At 67.4% G+C, this 22,787-nt stretch carries 24 protein-coding genes; 9 read left to right on the top strand and 15 right to left on the bottom strand.

The genetic code is table 11. The features are described 5' to 3' along the window. Positions 1–87: 87 nt before the first annotated feature. From L5G32_RS01600 to L5G32_RS01585, 4 genes are all read right to left on the bottom strand, one after another. Positions 88–936, bottom strand: coding sequence for a class I SAM-dependent methyltransferase (locus L5G32_RS01600; RefSeq protein ID WP_237009255.1), 849 nt, complete (start codon positions 934–936; stop codon positions 88–90). 4 nt (positions 937–940) lie between these two features. After that, the gene (locus tag L5G32_RS01595) at positions 941–1,738 is read right to left on the bottom strand and encodes a VOC family protein (protein ID WP_237009254.1); all 798 of its coding nucleotides are present in this window, start codon (positions 1,736–1,738) and stop codon (positions 941–943) included. 68 nt (positions 1,739–1,806) lie between these two features. After that, a complete protein-coding gene (locus L5G32_RS01590) occupies positions 1,807–2,187 on the bottom strand; it encodes a hypothetical protein (RefSeq protein WP_237009253.1) in 381 nt (126 codons plus the stop codon). Continuing rightward, the gene (locus tag L5G32_RS01585) at positions 2,187–3,350 is read right to left on the bottom strand and encodes a 3-ketosteroid-9-alpha-monooxygenase, oxygenase component (RefSeq protein ID WP_237009252.1); all 1,164 of its coding nucleotides are present in this window, start codon (positions 3,348–3,350) and stop codon (positions 2,187–2,189) included. Before L5G32_RS01585 ends, L5G32_RS01590 begins: the two co-directional genes overlap by 1 nt. A gap of 158 nt (positions 3,351–3,508) precedes the next feature. Between L5G32_RS01585 and hsaA the strand changes: the two genes are divergently transcribed. From hsaA to L5G32_RS01550, 7 genes are all read left to right on the top strand, one after another. Next, positions 3,509–4,693, top strand: coding sequence for a 3-hydroxy-9,10-secoandrosta-1,3,5(10)-triene-9,17-dione monooxygenase oxygenase subunit (hsaA, locus tag L5G32_RS01580; RefSeq protein ID WP_237009617.1), 1,185 nt, complete (start codon positions 3,509–3,511; stop codon positions 4,691–4,693). 42 nt (positions 4,694–4,735) lie between these two features. Further along, positions 4,736–5,653 carry an iron-dependent extradiol dioxygenase HsaC gene (gene hsaC, locus L5G32_RS01575; protein WP_237009251.1) on the top strand — a complete coding sequence of 306 codons (918 nt, stop codon included), beginning with the start codon at positions 4,736–4,738 and terminating at the stop codon, positions 5,651–5,653. A gap of 65 nt (positions 5,654–5,718) precedes the next feature. Further along, positions 5,719–6,234 carry a 3-hydroxy-9,10-secoandrosta-1,3,5(10)-triene-9,17-dione monooxygenase reductase subunit gene (hsaB, locus tag L5G32_RS01570; RefSeq protein ID WP_237009616.1) on the top strand — a complete coding sequence of 172 codons (516 nt, stop codon included), beginning with the start codon at positions 5,719–5,721 and terminating at the stop codon, positions 6,232–6,234. Continuing rightward, positions 6,225–7,427: a hypothetical protein gene (locus L5G32_RS01565; protein ID WP_237009250.1), complete on the top strand. Its 1,203-nt coding sequence runs from the start codon at positions 6,225–6,227 to the stop codon at positions 7,425–7,427. The genes hsaB and L5G32_RS01565 overlap by 10 nt, the downstream gene beginning before the upstream one ends. Before the next feature lie 26 nt (positions 7,428–7,453). Then, positions 7,454–8,233, top strand: a complete 780-nt coding sequence (locus tag L5G32_RS01560) for an SDR family oxidoreductase (protein ID WP_237009249.1) — start codon at positions 7,454–7,456, stop codon at positions 8,231–8,233. Further along, the gene (locus L5G32_RS01555) at positions 8,226–9,362 is read left to right on the top strand and encodes a sulfotransferase family protein (RefSeq protein WP_237009248.1); all 1,137 of its coding nucleotides are present in this window, start codon (positions 8,226–8,228) and stop codon (positions 9,360–9,362) included. The genes L5G32_RS01560 and L5G32_RS01555 overlap by 8 nt, the downstream gene beginning before the upstream one ends. 183 nt (positions 9,363–9,545) lie before the next feature. Continuing rightward, positions 9,546–10,781, top strand: a complete 1,236-nt coding sequence (locus L5G32_RS01550; RefSeq protein ID WP_372491601.1) for an Nramp family divalent metal transporter — start codon at positions 9,546–9,548, stop codon at positions 10,779–10,781. Positions 10,782–10,787: 6 nt separating this feature from the next. Here L5G32_RS01550 and L5G32_RS01545 read toward each other — a convergent pair whose 3' ends face one another. The 9 genes from L5G32_RS01545 to L5G32_RS01505 all read right to left on the bottom strand — a co-directional run bounded on the left by L5G32_RS01545 (position 10,788) and on the right by L5G32_RS01505 (position 17,960). After that, a complete protein-coding gene (locus tag L5G32_RS01545) occupies positions 10,788–11,870 on the bottom strand; it encodes an acyl-CoA dehydrogenase family protein (RefSeq protein WP_237009246.1) in 1,083 nt (360 codons plus the stop codon). Next, positions 11,867–12,835 carry an acyl-CoA dehydrogenase family protein gene (locus L5G32_RS01540; protein WP_237009245.1) on the bottom strand — a complete coding sequence of 323 codons (969 nt, stop codon included), beginning with the start codon at positions 12,833–12,835 and terminating at the stop codon, positions 11,867–11,869. The genes L5G32_RS01545 and L5G32_RS01540 overlap by 4 nt, the downstream gene beginning before the upstream one ends. Before the next feature lie 2 nt (positions 12,836–12,837). Beyond that, entirely contained in the window at positions 12,838–13,995 is a 1,158-nt protein-coding gene (locus L5G32_RS01535) for an acyl-CoA dehydrogenase family protein (protein ID WP_237009244.1), read from the bottom strand. Then, positions 13,995–14,930: an enoyl-CoA hydratase gene (locus tag L5G32_RS01530; RefSeq protein ID WP_237009243.1), complete on the bottom strand. Its 936-nt coding sequence runs from the start codon at positions 14,928–14,930 to the stop codon at positions 13,995–13,997. Before L5G32_RS01530 ends, L5G32_RS01535 begins: the two co-directional genes overlap by 1 nt. 64 nt (positions 14,931–14,994) lie before the next feature. Then, positions 14,995–15,456, bottom strand: coding sequence for a hypothetical protein (locus tag L5G32_RS01525; RefSeq protein WP_237009242.1), 462 nt, complete (start codon positions 15,454–15,456; stop codon positions 14,995–14,997). After that, a complete protein-coding gene (locus L5G32_RS01520) occupies positions 15,453–16,073 on the bottom strand; it encodes a helix-turn-helix transcriptional regulator (protein WP_237009241.1) in 621 nt (206 codons plus the stop codon). Before L5G32_RS01520 ends, L5G32_RS01525 begins: the two co-directional genes overlap by 4 nt. Then, complete coding sequence (fdxA, locus tag L5G32_RS01515) at positions 16,073–16,423, bottom strand: ferredoxin (protein ID WP_237009240.1); 351 nt, start codon at positions 16,421–16,423, stop codon at positions 16,073–16,075. The genes L5G32_RS01520 and fdxA overlap by 1 nt, the downstream gene beginning before the upstream one ends. Before the next feature lie 2 nt (positions 16,424–16,425). Continuing rightward, positions 16,426–17,028 carry a DUF2249 domain-containing protein gene (locus L5G32_RS01510; RefSeq protein WP_237009239.1) on the bottom strand — a complete coding sequence of 201 codons (603 nt, stop codon included), beginning with the start codon at positions 17,026–17,028 and terminating at the stop codon, positions 16,426–16,428. 41 nt (positions 17,029–17,069) lie between these two features. Further along, complete coding sequence (locus tag L5G32_RS01505; RefSeq protein WP_237009238.1) at positions 17,070–17,960, bottom strand: IclR family transcriptional regulator; 891 nt, start codon at positions 17,958–17,960, stop codon at positions 17,070–17,072. A 51-nt stretch (positions 17,961–18,011) separates the two neighbouring features. Here L5G32_RS01505 and cysD point away from each other — a divergent pair, with 51 nt between their 5' ends. Together cysD and cysC are read left to right on the top strand one after the other, a co-directional pair. Next, positions 18,012–18,899, top strand: coding sequence for a sulfate adenylyltransferase subunit CysD (gene cysD, locus L5G32_RS01500; RefSeq protein WP_237009237.1), 888 nt, complete (start codon positions 18,012–18,014; stop codon positions 18,897–18,899). Next, positions 18,899–20,737, top strand: coding sequence for an adenylyl-sulfate kinase (gene cysC, locus L5G32_RS01495; protein WP_237009236.1), 1,839 nt, complete (start codon positions 18,899–18,901; stop codon positions 20,735–20,737). The genes cysD and cysC overlap by 1 nt, the downstream gene beginning before the upstream one ends. Here cysC and L5G32_RS01490 read toward each other — a convergent pair. Continuing rightward, a complete protein-coding gene (locus tag L5G32_RS01490) occupies positions 20,670–20,975 on the bottom strand; it encodes a hypothetical protein (protein ID WP_237009235.1) in 306 nt (101 codons plus the stop codon). The genes cysC and L5G32_RS01490 overlap by 68 nt on opposite strands. Before the next feature lie 92 nt (positions 20,976–21,067). Then, positions 21,068–22,747: a type VII secretion AAA-ATPase EccA gene (gene eccA, locus L5G32_RS01485; protein ID WP_237009234.1), complete on the bottom strand. Its 1,680-nt coding sequence runs from the start codon at positions 22,745–22,747 to the stop codon at positions 21,068–21,070. Between the last annotated feature and the right edge of the window lie 40 nt (positions 22,748–22,787).

Below are 22,787 nucleotides of genomic sequence, written 5' to 3'. Positions count from 1 at the left end.
GTCAGCTGTCAGGAGTACTTCGGCTGAGAAGGCGGAGCAGATGGGTCGGTTGTCGAAAAAGTTTTTGACGCTACGGGTCGATCGTCGTCACGTCCCGGCTCTCGTCGACACCAGCCAGCAGTGGCCCTCGTGCGTGAGGATGCCATCTGCTCGTTCGGCGCGCAGACTCTCGCGTACGCCGTCGAGCAGGTCTGACCAGCCGGACTCACCGAGCTTCGCGCGGACCGCCTCCTCGACCGACTGTCCGGTGCTGGTCGCGAGAATGACGGCGAGACGTTCTTCGACTCCGTCGCTGTCCGCAGACGAGTAATCGGCACGGAACGAGAAGTCGTCGATCCTCGTGTTCGACCAGCCTGCGTCGGTGAGGACACCGCGCAGGTAGTCCGGGTCGGCGAAGGCCACCGGTCCCGGGCTGCCGGGCTCCGGCCGGGCAGGCTTCTGATCGAGAGCCTTGATCAGCGTGCTGGTTCCCAGCGTGAAGATCGGGTTGCGGTGCCCGTCCTGCCAGCACATGAAAGTCATCGATGCACCTGGCGCCGTCGAACGGCGGATGTTCGTGAACGCGGCGACCGGGTCGGGGAAGAACATGACTCCGAACCGCGAGACGATGCGGTCGAAGCCCTCCCCGGCGGCGAGTGCGCGCAGATCGGCGGTCTGTGCGTCGGCGACCACCGCGTTCGCCTGCGGGACTCGGCGCGCCGCGGCGTCGATCATGTCCGCGGAGATGTCCACGCCGACCGCCGAGGCTCCGAGGTCGCTCGCTCGTTCCAGGAGCGTTCCGGTGCCGCAGCCGATGTCGAGCACGGCTCCGGTCAGGTCCGCCGCCGTCAGGATCGCGTCGGTGACCGGAGCGAAGATCCGGTCGAAGACCGCGTCGTTCGCTGCCCAACCCGCTCCGTGCCTGGCCCAGTCCGGTCCCAGTGAATCGGCCGCCACGTCGTCACATCCCGGCTGGCGGATGGCCCAGGCAGATCGCGGCGCCCATCGGGTCCTTGAACGAGGCGAGCGTTCCCCACGGGGTCACCTCGCCGGGCATCAGGACTTCGCCGCCGAGTGCGGTCACTTTCGCGAGGGTCGCGGCGACGTCGTCGACGGTGATGTAGACCTGCCAGAACGACGGATGGCCGTCGCCGAACATCCCGGCCGCAGACATGATGCCCGCCGCGCTGTCGGCTGCTCCCGGCGGTGTGACCACCGAATAGCGGTCGGGGCCTGTCGAATTCGGATCGCCGCCGGTGCCGACTTCCTCGAGCTCCCAGTGCAGAGTCCGGGTGTAATAGTCGGTCGACGCGGCGTAGTCCATCGTCATCTCGTCGAACCAGTACGGCGTTCCATGCGTCCCGCGCTCGCTGAATCCCGCATGGGAGCCCACCTGCCAGAGTCCGTACGCCGCCCCGGCAGGGTCGGTCAGGAGTGCCGTCACCCCGAGGTCGCCGACCGGCATCGGGGGCACGATCACGCTGCCGCCTGCACTCTGCGCCTTCTCGACTTCGGCCGCTGCGTCGGCCACCTTGAAGTAGACCGACCAGACGTCTGCGACGCCCTCGCCCGGTGCTTGGATCAGCCCGGCGACCAATCGGCCGTTGGCCGAGAAATTGCGGTAGCCGTCGAGTTCGGCGTTCGGCTCGGACACGTCCCAACCGAACAGTTCACCGTAGAACGCGGCAGCGCGGTCGGGGTCGGAGCTGGCCAGATCGAACCAGATCGGAGCGCCGTCGGCCGCAGTGTAGTCGGGCATGCTGAAACCTCTCCTCACGAATGGTGGTCGGTTTCAGTGTCCACTCGTGAGGAGCGCGATGCAGCGCTTCACCAGTACCCGTCAGGATCCTTCGTCGGGGACTCGCGCGGGATGATGCCCTCGGCGACACCGTGCTCGATGCTCGCCGACATGCGCGGGCACGACGGAAGCATCGCCGGGTTGCCGCCGTCGGCGCGGATCTTCGAGATCTCGGTGCATCGAGCGCGGGCGTCGTCGGTCCACTGGACGCTGGTGTGGTGCGGACTGGTCTTCTTGACCATGACGCACGCGTGGCAGGTACGGCACTCGATCTCGGTCATCCCGCCTGAGAGATAGTGCCGACGATCGCGGGCGGTGGCCGCCGCGATCGTCGACAGGCGTTCTGGATCGGCCGAGTAGTCGGGCGCCTTCGCCCAACCGCCGGCGCCGGCCGCACCTGGCTCGGTCATCAGACCGATGCGCCCGAATCGGCTGCCGCTTCTTCGGCAGCCTTCTCCTCGGCTTGGATCCGCAGGTTCTCCTGCACCTCGATGTCCCAGTTCTCCAGGGCCTTCTCGGTGTCGATCTCGTACTCGAAGCGGCCGGTCATCTCGTCGGTCACGTCGTCGACATCGGTGTAGAACTGCTCGTACCAGCGTCGGAGCTGGTAGACGGCGCCGTCCTCCTCGACGAGGAGCGGGTTGTCGATGCGGGTCTTGTGCTTCCAGATCTCGACGTCCTGGAGGAAGCCGACCTCGATGCCCGCGCTGATCTTCTTCGCCATCTTCGTGCCCTGCGCGTCGGTCAGCCCCTCGGGGACCTTCGCCATGACGCCGAACATCAGGACGAACGAGTTCGAGTCGATCGGGTAGTGGCAGTTGGTGAGGATGGTCTCGACAGCGAACTCGCCGTAGTACTGGACCATCGGATTGAGCATGTACGAGGGACCGTAATACGCAGCGATCGATTCCAGCTTGCTGTCGCCGTACGCCGACGTCAGAGCGATGTCGGGGCGGCCGCGGCTGTTCATGTACTGTGCCGCGGTCTCGCCCTCGAAGACGTTCTTGAAGTAGTCGGGCAGGGCGTAGTGCACGTAGAAGAAGTGCGCCATGTCCACGACGTTGTCGATGATCTCGCGGCAGTTGGAGCCGGTGATCACCAGACGGTTCCAGGTCCAGTCGGTCCATCCGTCGGCGCCGTACTCGGTGAGCTCGGGGATGACCACGTCCTCGGGCGGCGGATTGCCTTCCGGATCGTTGTAGACGAAGACCTGTCCGTTGCGGATCATCGTCTGCCAGGTGCGGGTCTTGGCCAGTTTCGGATGACGCTTGGCGTAGGGGACGCCTGCGCAACGTCCCTTGCCGTTCCACTCCCAGCCGTGGAACGCGCAGGCGATGTTGTCGCCGCGTACCTTGCCCTGCGACAGGTCGGCGCCCATGTGGCGGCAGTAGGCGTCGAGCGCCTTCACGTTGCCTTCGCTGTCGGCCCAGACGACGAGCTTGGTGCCGAAGATCTCCAACGAGTGCGGCTTGCCGTCGGTGTAGTCGGCCACCAGGCCGATGCAGTGCCAACCTCGTGCGAAGCGGGTGGGCGGGGTTCCGGTGTCGATCTCACGGATGTCGGTGTCAGTCATCTGTTCCTCCTCGATGTCTGTTTGCTGCTCGTGTCTGGTCGCGTCGGGGCTGGCGCGATACTCGTATGACTCAATAGTAGAACAGGTTCCAGTCAGAATGAGAACGTGTTCTAATATTGACAGGAGTGATCGACATGAAGAGCGAACAGGAGTGGCCCATGGGAGCACAGCGGAGCGAAGCCGCGCAGGAGGTTCTGAACAAGATCGACGCGCTGCTGCCCGAGTTGGAGCAACGCGCGCAGTCGACCGAGGACGCGCGCCGGGTGCCCGACGAGGTCGCCGAGATGCTCGACGCCACCGGATTCTTCAAACTCATGCAGCCTGCGCAGTGGGGCGGTTACGAGTCCGACCCGGTGACCTATTACGAAGCAGTCCGCCGCATCGCGACCGCCTGCGGGTCCACCGGTTGGGTCGCAGGCATCGTCGGCATCCACAACTGGCATCTCGCATTGTTCCCGCAGCAGGCGCAGGAAGACGTCTGGGGCGATGACCCGAGTGTCCGCATCTCGTCGTCGTACGCGCCGATGGGCGCCGGTGAAGTGGTCGACGGCGGCTACACGGTTAACGGCTCGTGGGCCTGGTCGTCCGGCTGCGAGATCGCTGACTGGGTGGTCGTCGGTGGCCCGGTCTTCAAGGGCGGCAAGCCCGTCGACTTCGTCAGCTTCCTCCTCCCGCGCAGCGACTACACGATCAAGGACGTGTGGAACGTCGTCGGGCTGCGCGGTACCGGGTCGAACACCATCGAGGTGAAGGACGCCTTCGTCCCGACCCACCGCATGCTGAGCTTCCGCGCCATGAGCACGGGCCAGGCTCCGGGCCTGGAGAAGAACACCGCTCCGGTCTACAAGATGCCGTGGGGCACCATCCATCCGTCGACGATCTCGGCGCCCATCGTCGGAATGGCGTACGGCGCGTACACCGCGCACGTCGAACACCAGGGCAAGCGCGTCCGCGCCGCGTACGCGGGCGAGAAGGCCAAGGACGATCCGTTCGCCAAGGTCCGGATCGCCGAAGCGGGCAGCGACATCGACGCCGCATGGCGTCAACTGTCGGGCAACCTGCAGGACGAGTACGACCTGATCGTCGCAGGCGAGGAGGTGCCGATGGAGATGCGTCTGGCCGCCCGCCGCGACCAGGTCCGCGCCACCGGCCGTGCGATCACCGCCATCGATCGCCTCTTCGAGAACTCCGGTGCGCACGCACTCGAGAACGGCACGCCGATCCAGCGATTCTGGCGCGACGCACACGCCGGTCGCGTCCACGCGGCGAACGATCCGGAGCGCGCCTACGTCGCCTACGGCAACGGGGAGTTCGGCATCCCCATCGGCGACACCATGGTGTGAGGCCAGGGTCTCCAGATCACTTCTACTTCTTGAGGATTGAGAATGTTTGACGAGCAGAGCCCCATCCGGTCCCTGGGCTACATGCGGATCGATGCGACCGACATGGATGCGTGGCGTCAGTACGGGCTGAAGGTCCTCGGCATGGTGGAGGGCAAGGGGTCGATTCCCGGCGCTCTCTACCTTCGGATGGACGATTTCCCGGCACGGCTGGTGATCGTCCCGTCCGACCGCGACCATCTCGCGTGCTCGGGGTGGGAGTGCACCAACGCCGCCGCGCTGCAGAACGTGCGCGATCGCCTGACCGACGCGGGCATCGAGTTCCGCGAGGGCACCGACGAAGAGATCGCCGACCGTGCCGTCGCCGAACTCATCGTGTTCGCAGACCCGGACGGGAACGTGCTCGAAGCATTCCAGGGCGTCGCGCTCCAGCACCGACGCGTGGTGAGCCCGTACGGTCACACGTTCGTCACCGGCGAGCAGGGCCTCGGCCACGTGGTGCTGACCACGACGGACGACGCGAAGGCGCTCACGTTCTATCGGGACGTCCTCGGCTTCAAACTGCGGGACTCGATGCGTCTGCCTCCGCAGGTGGTCGGGCGCGAAGAGGGCGACGAGCCGCCGTGGCTGCGCTTCTTCGGCTGCAACCCGCGCCATCATTCGCTGGCGTTCCTGCCGATCCCCAACAGCACCGGCATCGTCCACCTCATGGTCGAGGTGGAGAACACCGACGACGTCGGGTTGGCTCACGACCGCGCGCTGCGCAAGAAGGTGCCGATGTCGGCGACTCTCGGCAGGCACGTCAACGACCTCATGTACTCGTTCTATATGAAGACGCCTGGCGGATTCGACGTCGAGTTCGGTTGCGAGGGACGCACGGTGGACGACGACGACTGGGTCGCGCGTGAATCGACGGCCGTCAGCCTGTGGGGCCACGACTTCACCATCGGAATGAAGGGCTGATCGACGTGGCTCCCCTCTCCCCGTACGGCACCGAAGACTTCGACTCGAGGCAGTTCCGGACCGCGATGGGCCAGTTCTGCACCGGAATCACCGTCATCACGTCGATGAACGCCGACGACGAGCCCGTCGGGTTCGCGTGTCAGAGCTTCGCTGCGCTGTCGCTGGATCCGCCCCTGGTGGTCTTCTGCCCGATGAAGACGTCGCGGACGTGGCCGGTCATCGCCGAACGCGGTTCGTTCGTCGTGAACGTCCTGTCGAATAAGCAGCAGGCGGTCAGCGCGGTGTTCGGGGCGCCCGGACAGGACAAGTTCGCATCCGTCGAATGGGATCGGTCGCCCGAGGGGATGCCGGTGATCCGCAACAGCCTCACCTGGGTGGAGTGCACGGTCGAGAACGTCAACGACGGCGGCGACCACGAAGTGGTGATCGGCCGGGCGAAAGTCCTCGGCGAGGTACTGCAGGACAAGCCGCTGCTGTTCTACCGCGGCGGCTACCTGTCGACCGAGCATCCGCGCGTCACGCCCGCCCAGGAGGAGCTCGACAACTTCCTCACGTGGAACGGCGGGGACACATGGCTGTAGCCGGGGACGACGCACAGCAATCGCCGGTGACGAAGCCGTTCACCGATGCGATCGCCGAGGCGGAAGCACGCATCGCGGCGGCCGAGTTCGCCGAGACCGACGCGGACCGTGCGGAAGGACTCGACTATCTGGCTGGCGGGATCTCGTCGATCCTGCAGCTGGCTCGTACGCACAGCAAGAGCCATCCGACCTTCGTCACGTCCACCGGGCCGTACGCGAAGATGGGGTTGGACAACCCGGACACGATCTACTACCACGCCGCCGTCGAAGCCGACGCCACGTACATCGTGCGCGGTGTGCGCGGGACGACGGCCGACCTGAGCTTCCAGGTGTTGCGCGGCGACTACACCCCGACGAATGTGCCCGGCGGAGACGACGCATTCGACGACCGTCGGATAGAGATCGCCGACGACGGATCGTTCGAGATCACGTTCGGTCCGAACGGAACCGACTCGGGCGCCGGGCACTTCCTGCTCGGCGAGGGCGCGTCGATGCTCGCGGTGCGCGAGGTCTACTCGGACTGGGCCACTCAGCGGCGCGGTTCGGTGACGATCGAACGCGTCGACACCGCGGGCACGCCGCCGCCGGAGTTGACGGAGGCCAAGGCCGCACGCCGCTACGCGATAGCGGCGGCGATGTTGAAGGCGCGCATCGACACGTGGTTCAACTTCCCGAAGTGGTTCTACCTCGACGAGCCGGTCAACACGTTCACCGCGCCCCGCACGACGCCGGGCGGGCTGGCGACGCAGTACTCGTCGGTCGGCCACTTCGATCTGCCCGCAGGGACGTCGATGGTGGTCACGGTTCCGTGCTCGGACGCGCCGTACCAGGGCTTCCAGCTGGGCAGCCTCTGGTACATCTCGCTCGACTACGTCAACCATCAGACCTCGCTCAACTCGGCGCAGGCGCAGACCGACCCGGACGGAATGATCCGACTGGTGATCTCGGCCAACGATCCCGGCGTCGCCAACTGGGTGGAGACGACGGGGCGTCGCCGCGGAATCCTGCAGTTCCGGTGGCAGCGCGTCGACGAGCCGGTCGGACCGGAACTCGGCCCCACGTGCGTCGTCGTCGACGACGCCGACGTCCCCGACCATCTCCCGTTCTACGACGAGAACCGCATCGACGCCGCAGGCTGGTCCGCGCGGATCGCCGAGCGGCAGCGCGCCTTCGCCAACCGCATGCTGGGCTAGCGCTCATCCCCGAGAGGACCTGCACCATGGCACTTCTGACCGACAAGGTCGTCGTCGTATCGGGCGTCGGCCCGGGCCTCGGCCGATCACTCTGCCTGCGGGCCGCGGCGAACGGCGCGAAGGTCGTGCTGGGTGCGCGTACCGAGTCGCGGCTGAACGACGTGGCGGCCGAAGTCCGCGACCTCGGGGCGCAGGTCCTCGTCGTGCCGACCGACATCACCGACGACGCTGCAGTGGAGAACCTCGTCGCGAAGACCGTCGACGAGTTCGGCCGCGCCGATGTCCTGATCAACAATGCGTTCGCGATGCCGTCGATGAAGCCGTTGGCGCGCACCGACTTCGATCAGATCGAGGCCAGCTTGTCGCTCACCGTGCTCGGCACGCTGCGAGTGATCAAAGCGTTCACGTCGACTCTCGCGGACAACCGGGGATCGATCGTGAACATCAACTCGATGGTGATCCGTCATTCGGAGCCGCGGTACGGAAGCTACAAGGTGGCGAAGTCGGCGCTGCTCGCGATGTCGCAGTCGCTCGCCACCGAACTCGGCGACCAGGGCATCCGGATCAACAGCGTCGCACCGGGATACATCTGGGACGACCAGCTCAAATGGTACTTCGGCGAGGTCGCGAAGAAGTACGGGATCACGCCGGAGCAGGTGTACGAGCAGACGGCGTCGAAGAGCGATCTCAAGCGGCTGCCGGAGCCGGACGAGATCGCCGACGCCGCCGTGTTCCTGGCGTCGCCGATGGCGAACGCCGTCACCGGGCAGACCCTCGACGTCAACTGCGGTGAATACCATGTCTGAGCCGCGCACCACGGTCGGCACAGTCGACGACCTGCACGCCGCCGCGACTCGGGCCGTCGGTCTCGACGACTTCGGCGACCAGGACTACCTCGAGGGCCTCCAGGTGCTGCTCGACTCCTATCGAGCCGACGCAGGCCTCACCGAGGTCGGCAGCAAGATGTTCCGGTTCTTCCTCAAGGGCGCGTTGATCGCGCGTCTGCTCAGCGAGGCCGGGTGGAAGAACAATCCGGGCTACGTGGACGTCGCCATCGACCGGCCGGTCTTCGTCACCGGTCTCCCGCGTACCGGCACCACTGCGTTGCACCGTCTGCTGGCTGCCGATCCGGCACACCAGGGGCTCCAGATGTGGCTCGCGGAGTTCCCGCAGCCGCGTCCGCCGCGTGAGACGTGGGCCGACAATCCGGTGTTTCAACAGATCGACGCCGGTCTGACTCAGCATCACGTCGAGAATCCCGAGTTCATGGGGCTGCACTACATGAGCGCGAGCGAAGTGGAGGAGTGCTGGCAGCTGCTGCGGCAGTCGCTCATGTCGATCTCGTACGAGTCGCTCGCATACCTGCCGACGTATTCGGACTGGTTGCAGACACAGGACTGGACACCCGCGTACCAGCGGCATCGCCGGAATCTTCAGCTGATCGGGTCCAACGATCCGGGCAAACGGTGGGTGCTCAAGAACCCGAGTCATCTGTTCGCGCTGGACGCGTTGATGGCGGCCTACCCGGACGCGATCGTCGTGCAGACCCACCGCGCTCCGGAGACGATCATCCCGTCGATGTGTAGTCTCGCCGAGCATGCGACCGAAGGTCATTCGACGGTGTTCACCGGCGCCACGATCGGTAGGACACAGCTCGAGCTGTGGTCGCGAGGTCTCCGCGAGTTCTCGGCGGCCCGCGCGAAATACGATCCGGCCCAGTTCGTGGACGTCGGATTCGACGAGCTGCGGGCCGACCCGTTCGCCGCCGTCGGCCGCGTCTACGACGCTCTCGGTACCGCTATGTCCGACGAGGCTCGCGCGGCGATGACGGCGTTGGACGCCGAGTCGAAGTCGGGCGATCGCAAACCCGCGCACAAGTACTCGCTGGAGGACTACGGCCTCACCGCCGAGCAGGTGCGCGCCGCCTTCGCCTGATCGCTGTCCCGTTGGTCGAGCCCTTCCCGCTGGTCGAGCCCTTTTCGTTGGTCGAGCCCTTTTCGTTGGTCGAGCCCTTTTCGTTGGTCGAGCGGAGTCGAGACCCTTTTCGTCGCACAATGAGACGCTCGCCTCAGTAAAGTTCGGTTGACCGAACTTTGATGGACTAGCTACCCTTATCCAATGTTGCGGATGAGGCGAAAGTACGTGAATGTGAGGGCAGGCGCCCTGCTCGGTCCCGCTTTCGTCGCCGCGATCGCATACGTCGATCCGGGCAACGTCGCCGCCAACATCACTGCGGGAGCCAAGTACGGGTACCTCCTGGTGTGGGTGCTGGTCGTGGCGAACGGGATCGCCGTGATGGTCCAGTACCAGTCGGCCAAGCTCGGCGTCGTCACCGGACGGACGCTGCCGCAGACGCTCGGCGACCGTCTCCCCGGCACGTCGCGGCTCGCGTTCTGGGCGCAGGCCGAGGTCGTCGCGGGCGCCACCGACATCGCGGAGGTCATCGGCGGAGCCGTCGCACTGCATCTGTTGTTCGGGCTGCCGTTGCCGCTCGGCGGCGTGATCGTCGGCGTGATCTCGATCGCGTTGCTGACCACGGCCAACCGTCGCAGGCAGCGACAGTTCGAGACCATCATCGTCGGACTGCTCGCCGTGATCGTGGTGGGGTTCCTCGCCGGACTCGTCGTCAGCCCGCCCGACGCAGGCGGCGTGCTCGGCGGGATGGTCCCTCGTCTGGACGGAGCCGAGACGGTCCTGCTCGCCGCGTCGATGCTCGGCGCGACGGTGATGCCGCATGCGATCTATCTGCACTCGTCGCTCGTCGTCGACCGGCACGGGGCGCCGACCACCCCGCAGCGTATCCGGAAGCTGTTGTCCGCCACCAAAGTCGACGTGTGGGTCGCGCTCGTGCTCGCGGGCATCGTCAACATCGCGCTGCTGGTACTCGCCGCGACGAGCCTGTACGGACACCCGGGCACCGAGAGCATCGAAGGGGCGCACGCCGCGGTCCGCGACGCACTGGGACCCGTCGTCGCGGGTGCGTTCGCCGTCGGACTGCTGGCCTCCGGTATCGCATCGACCTCGGTCGGCTCGTACGCCGGTGGCGCGATCATGGCGGGCATGCTGCGCAAGCAGTTCCCGATGATCGTGCGACGGGCGGTGACCCTGATCCCCGCGCTGATCATCCTCGCCGCAGGCATCGATCCGACCACCGCGCTGATCGTGTCGCAGGTGGTGCTGAGCTTCGGCATCCCGTTCGCGATCATCCCGCTGCGTCGCTACACGTCCGACCGCACGCTGATGGGCCAGTTCGTCGACGGCCCGTGGCTGCGCTGGGCGTCCGTCGCCGCCGTCGTCGCCGTCGTCGTCCTCAACGTGGCGCTGATCGGACTGACGGTCACGGGCAGTGGCTGAGTGCGGCTAGAGGCTCATCGACTGCAGAGCCGTGTGCGGCTGTCCGAACAACTGGGCGTCCGCCTGCGCGCGCTTGAAGTACAGGCCGACGTCGTGCTCCCAGGTGATGCCGATTCCGCCGTGGAGTTGAATCGCCTCGCCCGTCACCCGCATGTACTCCTCGGAGCACTGGACGTGGGCCGCCGCCGCGAGTTCGGCGGCATCGCTGCGGCCGTCGACGACGGCGGCGATGGCCGCCGCAGACATCGACCGCATGGCCTCCACGGACACGAACATGTCGGCCATCCGGTGCTTGAGCGCCTGAAACGATGCGAGGGTCCGGCCGAACTGTTGACGCGCCGACGTGTACTCGACGGTGAGCGTGAGCGTTCGCGCCGCCCCGCCGACCTGCTCGGCTGACAGCATCGCCCACGCGAGCGTGCGGATCCGGTCGGCGATGTCGGGCGGCGAACTGATCGCGGTCGCAGACACCTCGTCGAACGAGACCCTGGCCAACGCTCGCGTCGGATCGAGTACGGGCAGCGCGGTCACGGTGACGCCGGGTGCGGACGCGTCCACCTCGTGCAGCGTGATCAGACCGCCGTCGCCTGCTCCGGCGAGCACCAGGAACACGTCCGCCGACTCGCCGTCGATCACATACTCCGCGGTCCCGGACAGCAGACCGGCTTCGGCTTGCACCCCGGGCACATCCCAGCCGGCCGCTCCGGCCCAGCACAACGCTCCGGTCTTCTCGCCCGAAGCGAGTCCGGGGAGAAGACGCTGCGCGGCGTCGGAGTCCTCCGACGCGAGCAGCGCGCCGACCGCGAGTACCGCCGAGGAGAACATCGGGACAGGTGACAGCGTCGCGCCGATCTCTTCGACGGCGAGGGCGGTCTCCGCCCACGACACGTCGGCGCCGTCGTAGCGCTCCGGCACGGCGAGAGCCGCGACCCCGACCTCGGTGCACAGCGTGCCCCACAGGTCACGGTCGACACGCCCGCTGCCGCGCATGGCCGCGCGAACCGACTCGGGAGTCGATCGTTTGCGCAGCACGTCGTGGATCGAGTCGGCGAGGGCGGCGCGCTCGTCGGCGCTGACGGACGAGGTCACAGGGTCTCCAGAATCCGGGCCCGATGGTGGGCGGGCGTTCCCCACGCCGACAGCAGCGCGCGGGTCTTCGTCAGGTACAACGACAAGTCGTGCTCGGCCGTGTAGCCGATCGCCCCCAGCACCTGAAGGCTGTGGCGGTACGCCAGATGCGCGGCGTCACCCGCCGCCACCTTGGCCGCCGAGACGTCACGGCCCACGCCGGTTCCGTCCGGCGCCTGACCGTCGATCCCGACGGCCGCGCCGTGTACCAGTGGACGCGCCATCTCGATCGCGATCGCGACGTCGGCCAGATGATGCTTCACCGCCTGGAACGATCCGATCTCTCGACCGAACTGCTTACGCGACTTCGCGTAGTCGGCCGCCAGGTCGAGCATCGCCGATCCGAGTCCGATGAGTTGGGCTGCCGTGGCGAGGGCTCCGAGATCTCGACTCCGCTCGATCAGCAGGGGACTGGGCTCGATCGGCGGCTCGTCGGACGACAGCTCGGCGACGCGGCGGGTCGGGTCGACCGAGGCGCGGAGCTCGCCGGGCGTCGCGGCGAACACGCCGTCGTCGGTGATCAGGTACGGCGTCGCGACGTCGGGATTGGTTGCTCGCGGGCACACCGGGGGGAGTGCGCACGTCGCGGGAGTTCCGCCGAGCAGAGCGTCCAACTGCGGTCCCGCGCCCAGGACAGCGGGCACGACGGCGAACGTCTCGGCGACCGGACCCGGCAGCACGCCGTAGCCGAGGCGTTCGACGGCCGCCACCATCTCGACGGCGCCTGCACCGCTTCCGCCGATCTCGTCGGGCACAAGTAGTCCGGTGATCCCGGCCTCTGCCAGCTGCCGGTAGACGTCGAGCGCGGCGGAATGATCCCCGTTCTCGGCCCACGCTCGGGCGACGGCGACGCCGCCGGCACGATCGAGGATGCCGTCGACCGTCTGCGCGAGGTCCGTGTGGATGTCGTTGAGAAGGAATTCCATGTCTATCGGTCTCCGCGGGGCAGGCCGAGCAGTCGCTCAGCGATCACATTGCGTTGGATCTCGTTGGTACCGGCGTAGATCGGCCCCGACAGTGAGAACAGGTAACCGTCCATCCAGCCGGTGTCGAGTTCGGCGTCCGGCCCGAGGAGGTCGAGTGCCGTTCCGTGAGTGGCGATGTCCCACTGCGACCAGAACACCTTGTTGATCGACGACTCCATGCCGAGCTGTCCGCCCGCGGCGAGACGGCTCACCGTCTGATAGGTCGACAACTCGTAGGCGCGCGAACCGATCCACGCGTCGGCCACCGCTTCGTCCGACGTGGGCGTCGCATCGCGGTGTTCCTTCCACAGCGCGACGAGGCGGTCGGTCGCGGCGAGGAACCGGCCGGGCGAACGCAGCGACAGGCCGCGCTCGTTGGCCGCCGTGCTCATCGCGACCTTCCAGCCGTTGTCCACCGCGCCGATCACCCCGGAGTTCCCCGGGTCGGCGGGATCGTCGGGGACGAAGACGTCCTCGAGGAACAGTTCGGCGAAGCCCGGCTCGCCGTCGAGCTGCGGAATCGGCCGGACGGTGACTCCGGGCGCTGTCAGATCGAACATGAAGTACGTGATGCCACGATGCTTGCTCGCCTCTTTGTCGGTCCGGAACAGACCGAAGCCCATATCGGCGAAACTCGACCGCGAACTCCACGTCTTCTGGCCGTTGAGCAGCCATCCGCCGTCGGTCCGGGTGGCCGTCGACCGCAGCGATGCCAGATCGGAGCCCGACTCCGGCTCGCTCCACGCCTGTCCCCAGATGTCGTCGGCACGCGCCATGCGCGGCATGATCCGGGCGAGCTGATCGGGGTTGGCGTGCTCGAAAAGTGTTGGGGCCAGCAGGAAGATACCGTTCTGGCTCACCCGACCGGGTGCGCCGGACCGGTAGTACTCCTCCTCGAAGATCACCCAGTGCAGCAACGGCACGTCGCGCCCACCGAACTCTTCGGGCCAGCTCACCACGGACATGCGGGCCTCGGCCATCGTCGCCTCCCAGCGACGATGAGCTTCGAAGCCCTCAGCGGTGTCCATCGACCCAAGCGGTTGCGCGGGAACGTTGTCGGCCAACCACGACCGCACCTCGGCGCGGAACTCCTGGGCGGCGTCGTCGAAGAGGAGGTCCATCAGGCGGTGCCCTTCTCGGTGTCGTTCTTCTCGGCGGCGTTCTTCATCGACTTGGCGTCCATGCCGCCGAGCGAGTCGCCGGAGTCGGCGTCGTTGGCTGCATGGGCGAAGTGATGCCAGCCGAACACCGAGTCCATCGCGTTGCGCATCCCCATCTGGTCCTCGCAGATGTTGACGGCCTTCTTGCTCAGGAACAGCCCCTGCATCGGCATCGCGACCATCTGCTCGCAGATCGCGTCGACCTTCGCCGCCAACTCGTCGCGGGGGACGACATGGTTGACCATGCCCCAGTCGAGAGCCTCCGCAGCGGTGAACCGCTGCCCGGTGAACAGGATCTCCTTGGCCCGGCGAGCGCCGAGGACGAACGCGTGCGCGAAGTACTCGACTCCGGGGATTCCCATGCGTGCAACGGGATCGGAGAAGAAGGCGTCGTCCGACGCGACGATGAAGTCGGCCGCCCAGGCCAGCATCAGGCCGCCGGCGATGCACGCCCCGTGCACCTGGGCGATGACCGGCTTGGGCATGTCGCGCCACCGGCGGCACATGCCCACGTACACCTCGATCTCGCGGGCGAGACGCTGACTGCTGTCCAACGGCTGTCCGTCGCCGCGAGTGTGATCCCAATGCAGGGTGGCCGTATTCGGGTAATACGTGTCGAAATCGCGTTCCGGCGTACCGATGTCGTGACCCGCTGAGAAGTGTTTGCCGTTGGCGCGCAGCACGATCACCTTCACCGCGGAGTCGTCGACGGCCTTGCGGAACGCGGCGTCGAGCGAGTACGTCATCACCGAGTTCTGGGCGTTCCGGTAATCCGGTCGGTTCAACGTCACGTAGGCGACGGCGCCGTCCGGGCCGCCCGTCTCGTAGGCGACGGGCGAGGTGTCGGGGCCGAGGTCGTCGGGACCCAGTGCTGGAGGGATCACGGCAGTGCTCATGCGATCGACTCTAACCTAGCAAGTGCTTGGTTGGTAGCCCGGGCGGCTGCCCTCCGCCCGTCCCTCAGGCTCGCGCGTGGGCGAGGACCGAGCCGATGGGGACGCTGACGGCGAGGACGATCAGGACCGTGATGTAGACGTATCCGGCAGCGCGGCGAGCGCCCAGGAGTCCTCGACCGAGCCAGGCGGTGAGTACAAGGGTCGCGAAGAGCACGATCGACCCGGCGTCGGTGATCAGGGGAATCGAACTGAGCGAACCGGCGATCACCAGGGCGTTCGAGACACCCCAGCCGGCGAGCTGCCACATTTGCATCGGTGTCGGGACGGCAGTGGTCAGCTGCTGCTGCGCCACACCGATCACGATGAGTGCGACGCCGCAGACGAGGACGAGATAGGCGGCGAGCCAACTTCCCTTGGCCAGATCGAGGGGGCTCGCCACGGCGGCGACCAGTCCGCCGACGACTACGAATGCGGCGCCCGCCGCGGTGTAGAGGTCGACGTCGACCCGGTGTCCGCGCGGTGTCACCGGGACCTGTCGGACAGTTGAGCCAGGCAGTGATCGCCGTCGACGAACGCGTCGAGGCGGGCGACGGTCCCGCCGTCGCGGTGTGCGTCCAAGACGCCCTGCATCAGTCCCTGATGGACCGAGCAGGTGATCCCGGGCCGGCGCCGGGCGGCCTCCAGGAACGGGCATCGGCCCAGCCTGATGGCAGTGCCGTCCCCGCTGCGCTTACCGCGGGCGACGGACGGTGCGAACCCCATATCGGCGAGCACCGTCATCACGTCCTGCGCCGCCCCGCGGTCGGTGCTCGCGCGAGCGAGGCCGAGTTCGTGACCGGCGGCCATCGCGCGCTGCGGACCGTCGGGCGTGCCGTCGAGGGCGTCGACGAGGGCGTCGGCGAGGAATCCGTAATCGCGCGGACCCGCCGGATCCATGGCAGGCCGCAGCCGGTACTGCATCTGTGGCCGGCCGCGCCCGGTGCCCGCACCGGGCGCAGCCTGGACGAGCCCGTCGTCGGTCAGCGACTTCAGATGGAACCGGACCGTGGTCGGCGGGGTGTCGAGCTGCGCGGACAGGTCCGCGACCGTCACCGGGGAGGCCGCGTCGCGCAACGCGTCGAGGACGGTGGTGCGCACGCTCATCAGGTGTCGGTCTCCTGTGGCGGCAACGACGCCACGAGCGGCGCGTCGCTGCCTGTCGGGCCCAGCTTGGCGGCGCCGCCCGGCGACCCGAGCGGTGCGTCCCGCCCGGGGAGCACTTCGGTGAAGAACTCGGCGTTGTCGTTGAGGTACGGCTCCCACTCGTCGGGGACGTCGTCTTCGTAGAAGATGGCCTCCACCGGGCACACGGGCTCGCAGGCGCCGCAGTCGACGCACTCGTCCGGATGGATGTACAGGCTGCGTCCGCCCTCGTAGATACAGTCGACGGGGCATTCCTCGACGCAGGCGCGGTCCATCACGTCGACGCAGGGCTGAGCGATGACGTACGTCATGACTACGCTTCTCGTAGTGCGAGCGGCTCGATGTTCAACGTCGGCTCCCGGTGGGTGTGGACGGTCAGATAGCTCAGTCCGTCTGGTCCGGCCCGGAACGCCCGCTGTGAGCGACGGGGCAGCCACAGGAGATCGCCTGCGGCCACCTCGAGATCGCCCGCTTCGGTGCCGAGTTGCCCGGAGCCCGCGATGACGTGGACGAGGACGTCGACCTCGCCGCCCGCGTGCGCGGCGATCTCGCCGTCGGCTGCGAGACGGATCAGGTTCGAGTCGAGGTGTCGGTCGGGCGAGGTCAGCTTCCACGCGACGTCGGCCGCGTCGACCGCCGCGTTCGTCAGCTCGGCGGTGTTGCCGAGCTTGCGGGGCGGCGTCCCCGCGGTGGTCTTGCCGATTCGGACCTGGTAGTCGCGCTTCTCGCGGACCAGGTAGTCCCACGAGTAGCCGCCTGCACGGTCGGCTTCGAACTCGTCGTGCAGGTGACGCGGATCGTGATCATTGACGAGGATGATCGCCTCGCCGACTGCGAGGCCGTCGAACAACGAGAAGATCTTGGGGTGCCGCTGCGGCTTCGGAATCTCGCGAACGTCGAGCGTGATGTCGGGCATCGGGGCGTCTCCTTAGTTTTTACAACCTGTAGTTGTAAAAACTACACCGAAGCGTGCCGTGCTGCCCGGGCGGTCTTCTCGCCCCACTGCTTCAACTCGCGTCCGGGCATCGTCGTATGCGGGCACGCGACGATAGAGCCGACGACGCGGCCGTGGTCGTCGGTGATCGGCGCACCGACGGTGACCGCTCCGACGTCGGCGTCGTCGGTGAGTTCGGGGGCGAGGTAGTCGATCGCCGACAGTTCGCCGAGCAGGGTTCGGACGCGGTCCCGCAGGTCGGCGGGGACTGTCTCGAGGCCGGTGAGTGCGCCGATCACCGATCGGTGATCGTCGGTGATCCGTTCGATCGAGTAACCGCGTCGTCTGACCTCGGCGAGTACCGCGCGCAGTCGGTCTCGCTCGGGCTCGAGCGCGCGGTCGATCCACGCGTCGCGGACGGCAGCGTCCGACCACGCGACGAACTCTCGGCAGATCGGCGGCTGCAGGCTGATGGGGCGGCCCGGCTCGGCCCAGCCTTCCGTAGCGGGACGCCCCGAACCGGCGGGGCTGCAATACTCCACGACGGTGATCGTGTCGGTGTCCACGCGGCGGGCGAGGAAGGCGACGGCTCCGGTCTCGGCCACGAGGCGCTCCAGAGCGGGGCGTGCGGCGGTCGCGAGCGGATCGTCGCCGATCGCGGTACGTGCCGTCGCCAGAAACGCGGGCCCCACCGCGAGTGTCAGGTCGTCGTGACGTCGCAGCCATCCGAGATCGGCGAGTTCGGACACGATTGCGTGCACCGTTGCGCGCGGCAACGTCGTCTCGCGGACGATGTCGGCCAGAGTGGGAGAGTGGCCTGCGAGGGTCACGACGCAGTCCATCACGACGGCTGCTCGCCGAGTCGGGGGCGACGGTTGACGTCGGGTCGACTGCCGTCCTACTGTTTGTGACACATTCGCAACACTAGGTGTCGAATATTCGACACGTCAAGGAGGCCTCTGATCGTGATCGAGGAACTCGAAGCCGAATCCGTGCACATCTTCCGAGAGGTCGCGGCCACCTTCGAGCGTCCGGTGATGCTCTTCTCCGGCGGCAAGGACTCCGTGGTCATGTTCCACCTCGCGCGCAAGGCATTCTGGCCCGCGCCGGTCCCGTTCCCCCTCATGCACATCGACACCGGCCACAACTTCGACGAAGTGATCGAGTTCCGCGACCGGCTCGTGGAGCAGACCGGAGCTCGGCTCGTGGTCAGCAGCGTTCAAGACGACATCGACGCGGGTCGTGTCGTGGAACGGACCGGTCCCGGCAACTCCCGGAACCGGCTGCAGACCGCGGCACTTCTCCGCGGCATCCGGGACGGCGGATACGACGCGGTCTTCGGCGGCGCCCGGCGCGACGAGGAGAAGGCACGTGCCAAAGAGCGAGTCTTCAGCTTCCGCGACTCGTTCGGCGCGTGGGACCCGCGAAATCAGCGACCCGAACTGTGGAACCTCTACAACGGGCGGCATGCGCGCGGCGAGCACATCCGGGTGTTCCCGCTGAGCAACTGGACCGAGCACGACATCTGGGAGTACATCGGAGCCGAAGAGATCGACCTGCCGTCGATCTACTACGCGCACGAACGCCCGGTCGTCCCGCGTGACGGGATGTTGTTGGCGGACACCAGATTCCTGGAGAAGTTCCCGGGGGAGGAGGCGCATGTCGAACGCGTGCGATTCCGCACGGTCGGGGATGCGACATGCACCGGCTGCGTCGAGAGCGACGCCGACACCACCGAGAAGGTGATCGCCGAAGTAGCGGCGACCCGCGTCACCGAACGCGGCGCGACCCGCGCCGACGATCGGATCTCCGAAGCCGGAATGGAAGACCGCAAGAAGGAAGGCTACTTCTGATGGCCGACGACATGCTCCGCATCGCGACCGCAGGCAGCGTCGACGACGGGAAGTCGACGCTCATCGGGCGACTCCTCTACGACTCCAAGTCGATCTTCACCGACCAGCTCGACGCGATCGAACGCACCAGTGCGCAGCGCGGCGACGAGCAGGCCGACCTCGCGCTGCTCACCGACGGCCTGCGCGCCGAGCGCGAACAGGGCATCACGATCGACGTCGCCTACCGCTACTTCTCGACCCCGGAACGCAAGTTCATCGTCGCCGACTCTCCGGGGCACGTGCAGTACACCCGCAACATGGTGACCGGCGCGTCGACCGCCGATCTCGCGATCATCCTCGTCGACGCCCGCAAAGGGGTGTTGGAGCAGACGCGCAGGCACGCGTTCCTGTCGTCGCTGCTGGGGATTCCGCACCTGACGGTGTGCGTCAACAAGATGGACCTCGTCGACTATTCACGGGAGCGCTACGACGAGATCGTCGACGATTTCACGGCGTTCGCGGCCAAACTGAACGTCACGGACGTGACGTTCGTTCCGGTCTCGGCATTGCGCGGAGACAACGTGGTCGAACGGTCCGAGACGATGGACTGGTACACCGGGCGCTCCCTGCTCGGGCATCTCGAATCGGTGCACATCGCCTCGGACAAGAACCTCATCGACGCTCGATTCCCGGTCCAGTACGTGATCCGGCCGCAGCGTGCGGACGGCTTCGACCACCGGGCGTTCGCGGGGACCGTCGCGGGCGGCGGACTGACCGTCGGCGACAAGGTGGTCGCGTTGCCTGGTGGCTTCGGCACCGAGATCACCAGGCTCTGGGGGCCGGGCGGCGCAGAGTGGTCGGAGGCGTCGGCGGGTTCGGCCGTCTCCATCGAACTGGCCGACGAGATCGACATCGTCCGCGGCGACATGATCGTCCGTCCCGGCAACCGGCCGCACGTCGGTCGTGACCTCGACGCGATGGTCTGCTGGTTCTCCGACGCGAGGTCGATGTCGGAGGGCGACACCTTCCTGATGCTGTGCGGGACCAGGGAGACACGGGTGTCGGTGACCGGGCTGACGTACCGACTCGACGTCAACTCGCTGCACCGCGACCCGACCGCCGACGGGTTGGAACTCAACGAGATCGGCCGCATGTCGTTGCACTGTCAGCGGCCGATGATGTTCGACGAGTACCGCCGCAATCGGGAGACCGGCAGTTTCATCCTGATCGACGAGGCGACGAACGCGACCGTTGCGGCCGGGATGATCGGAGCACCGGTCGCCCACGACTCGAACGTCGTCTGGGAATCCGGGAAGGTGACGCGCGAGCATCGCGCCCACCGCGGAGCCACCATCTGGCTCACGGGGCTGTCCGGATCGGGCAAGTCGACGATCGCGACGGAACTGGAACGACGGCTGGTCGCCGAAGGGCGGCCCGCCTACCTCCTCGACGGCGACAATCTGCGGCACGGTCTCAACGCCGACCTCGGCTTCAGCGACGACGATCGACGCGAGAACATCCGTCGGACGGCCGAAGTCGCGTCACTCTTCGCGGACTCCGGCGCCGTGGCGCTTGTGTCGTTGATCAGCCCGTTCGCTGCCGAACGACAGCGTGCGCGGGAGATTCACGCCGCGCGGGACCTCCCGTTCTTCGAGGTGTTCGTCGACACTCCGCTCGACGACTGCGAGGCCCGGGACCCGAAGGGCCTGTACGCGAAGGCTCGGGCAGGCGAGATCCTGCAGTTCACCGGCATCGACTCGCCGTACGAACGCCCCGTGACACCGGAGTTCGTCATCCGTCCGCCGGACGGCTCGCCTGCCGACGTCGCCGAGGCGATCCTGCAGCGTCTGGGGATGTGACGGCCCGTCGTCGAAGGACTCGGCTTCGCGCGTACACGGAGCCGGCCGCGACTGCCGGAATCCAGGCGGTGATCAGCACGTCGCGAACGTAGTCGCCGACCGACGGATCGCGGGAACCCGCCGTCCAGAGGGCTCCGCCGATCGCAGCGAACACGGTGACGCCGACGAGCAGGATCGCGATCAGGCCGAGATCGTGCGCCTTGCGTCGGAGTCTGGTCTGTTCGACGTCGGTGCTCACGACGGATGAGCCCGACTCACGAACGAGGTTCCGATCGTGCGCATCTCTCGACGGTAACGCTTCGCAGCGGGTCGGTGCCAGCGTCAGATCGCTCACCGCACGGTGTAGCGCGACAGTGCTGCGCGGACGTCGGGCCCGGTCAACGTCATCAAGTCGGTCTCCGACAGGCGGTCGATGTCGATGCTCGACGCGAGACGGTGCTCGCGTTCCTCCTCCGCGGCCTCGATGACGTTGCGGACGAGACGGCCGTTGCCCGCGACGTCGATCGCAGGCCGCCGGCCGACAGTCGTCGTACACAGCCGTTCGAACGACGCGGACAGGCAGGTCTCCGCGTCCGCTGAGAGTCGGGCGTCGCGCGCGTGCGCCATCGACTCGGCGATCCGCACCAGTTCGCTCGGCGAGTACGACCCGAACCGGATCCGGCGCGCGAAGCGCGACGCGAGCCCTTCGTTGGCCGAGAGGAGGCGGTCGATCTCGTCGTCGTACCCGGCGATCACGACGACGAGCCGGTCTCGGTCGTTCTCCATGCGCGCTAACAACGTGTCGAGTGCTTCGCGTCCGAACGCGTCGCCGCCGGACAGTCCCTCCTGGATCAGCGTGTACGCCTCGTCGATGAACAGCACGCCGTCCAACGCCGAATCGATCACCGCGGACGTCTTCGGCGCGGTCGATCCGAGGTGCTCGCCGACGAGGTCTTTCCGGCTGACCTCGACCACTGTGTCGCTCGCGAGGAGGCCGAGACCGCGATACATCCGGGCGATGATCCGAGCCACCGTCGTCTTGCCGGTGCCGGGTGGGCCGGTGAACGTGAGGTGCAGGCTCCGCGTCGACGTCCGAAGCCCTTTCGCTGCACGAAGATTCGCGAGCAGGACCGCCGACCGCAGCCGGTCCACCTGGTCTTTGACCGCGGTGAGGCCGATCTGTGCAGCGAGGTCGGCGTCGGCCGCAGCGAGGACGTCGGCACGGTCGGTGTCACCGGCGACAGTGTCGGTGGAATCGGTCGGAGTCTCGACGACCAGGCGATACGACGGGTCCTCGAGTGCGCGCGCTGCGTCCGACAGTCGAGGATCGAGGGCGTACGCCTCCTGGAAGCAGGCGCGCGCCTGCGCCTCGTCACCGCGTGTCCGCAACGCCATCCCGATGGCGAACGTCGCGGCAGCGCGGCAGTTGTCCAGGCGGCTCTCGCGTGCTGCGGAGAGCAGGCGGATCCCCTCGTCGTACAGGCCGAGTTGGATGCAGGCCGTTCCGGCGACGTAGTCGGCGGCCGCCGACAGCACCGGATCGGCCCAGCCGTCACGCCGGTTCGTCGCGCTCAGCACCGCTCGCCAGTCGCCTGCCCGAAGATGCCAGACACTGAGGCAGTAGGCGGCCACCGGTTCGCTCGGATCGACGTCGTCGAGCACCCGTCGCGAACCGTCGAGGTCGTCGCCGTCGATCAACGACGACGCGTACGCCGCCGCAGCACGCGAGGCACAGGTGATCGGATAGTCGATGAACAGGCCGATCGGCGCGAGCCCGGAAAGGGCCCCGCGGGGCAGCCCGACGCGACGCTGCTGGACTCCGATCGTCCCGCGGGCGAGGTAGAGACCGTGGAGGACGGTGCCCGAACGGTCGCCCGCCGCGAGGCGTCCGAGCCAGGCGTCGCCCATGGTCGGGTCCAGTTCGGTCGCGCGGGTGAACGCGGTCCGAGGCGGTGGCGGATCGTCGCAGACCGTGAGGCCGAGACCGGCGATACCGGCGTCGAAGCAGTCGCGTGCACGCAGATCAGTCATGAGTCCCCCCGAAACCTGGCTGTCGGGGACGAATCTAATC

It is taken from the genome of Gordonia zhenghanii (assembly GCF_021738965.1).
GTDB lineage: Bacteria > Actinomycetota > Actinomycetes > Mycobacteriales > Mycobacteriaceae > Gordonia > Gordonia zhenghanii.
The sequence above is the reverse complement of the archived record's forward strand: the minus strand, read 5'-3'. Positions and strand labels throughout refer to the sequence as shown.

Excerpts from the sequence above, each read along its gene's own strand:
- cysC (WP_237009236.1), top strand. The coding sequence starts at position 18,899 with ATGGCCGACGACATGCTCCGCATCGCGACCGCAGGCAGCGTCGACGAC.
- L5G32_RS01540 (WP_237009245.1), bottom strand. The coding sequence starts at position 12,835 with ATGGAATTCCTTCTCAACGACATCCACACGGACCTCGCGCAGACGGTC.
- fdxA (WP_237009240.1), bottom strand. The coding sequence starts at position 16,423 with ATGACGTACGTCATCGCTCAGCCCTGCGTCGACGTGATGGACCGCGCC.
- L5G32_RS01565 (WP_237009250.1), top strand. The coding sequence starts at position 6,225 with ATGGCTGTAGCCGGGGACGACGCACAGCAATCGCCGGTGACGAAGCCG.
- L5G32_RS01555 (WP_237009248.1), top strand. The coding sequence starts at position 8,226 with ATGTCTGAGCCGCGCACCACGGTCGGCACAGTCGACGACCTGCACGCC.
- L5G32_RS01535 (WP_237009244.1), bottom strand. The coding sequence starts at position 13,995 with ATGGACCTCCTCTTCGACGACGCCGCCCAGGAGTTCCGCGCCGAGGTG.
- L5G32_RS01595 (WP_237009254.1), bottom strand. The coding sequence starts at position 1,738 with ATGCCCGACTACACTGCGGCCGACGGCGCTCCGATCTGGTTCGATCTG.
- hsaA (WP_237009617.1), top strand. The coding sequence starts at position 3,509 with ATGGGAGCACAGCGGAGCGAAGCCGCGCAGGAGGTTCTGAACAAGATC.
- eccA (WP_237009234.1), bottom strand. The coding sequence starts at position 22,747 with ATGACTGATCTGCGTGCACGCGACTGCTTCGACGCCGGTATCGCCGGT.
- L5G32_RS01560 (WP_237009249.1), top strand. The coding sequence starts at position 7,454 with ATGGCACTTCTGACCGACAAGGTCGTCGTCGTATCGGGCGTCGGCCCG.
- L5G32_RS01585 (WP_237009252.1), bottom strand. The coding sequence starts at position 3,350 with ATGACTGACACCGACATCCGTGAGATCGACACCGGAACCCCGCCCACC.
- L5G32_RS01550 (WP_372491601.1), top strand. The coding sequence starts at position 9,546 with ATGTTGCGGATGAGGCGAAAGTACGTGAATGTGAGGGCAGGCGCCCTG.
- L5G32_RS01530 (WP_237009243.1), bottom strand. The coding sequence starts at position 14,930 with ATGAGCACTGCCGTGATCCCTCCAGCACTGGGTCCCGACGACCTCGGC.
- hsaB (WP_237009616.1), top strand. The coding sequence starts at position 5,719 with ATGGGCCAGTTCTGCACCGGAATCACCGTCATCACGTCGATGAACGCC.
- L5G32_RS01510 (WP_237009239.1), bottom strand. The coding sequence starts at position 17,028 with ATGCCCGACATCACGCTCGACGTTCGCGAGATTCCGAAGCCGCAGCGG.
- L5G32_RS01590 (WP_237009253.1), bottom strand. The coding sequence starts at position 2,187 with ATGACCGAGCCAGGTGCGGCCGGCGCCGGCGGTTGGGCGAAGGCGCCC.
- L5G32_RS01520 (WP_237009241.1), bottom strand. The coding sequence starts at position 16,073 with ATGAGCGTGCGCACCACCGTCCTCGACGCGTTGCGCGACGCGGCCTCC.
- hsaC (WP_237009251.1), top strand. The coding sequence starts at position 4,736 with ATGTTTGACGAGCAGAGCCCCATCCGGTCCCTGGGCTACATGCGGATC.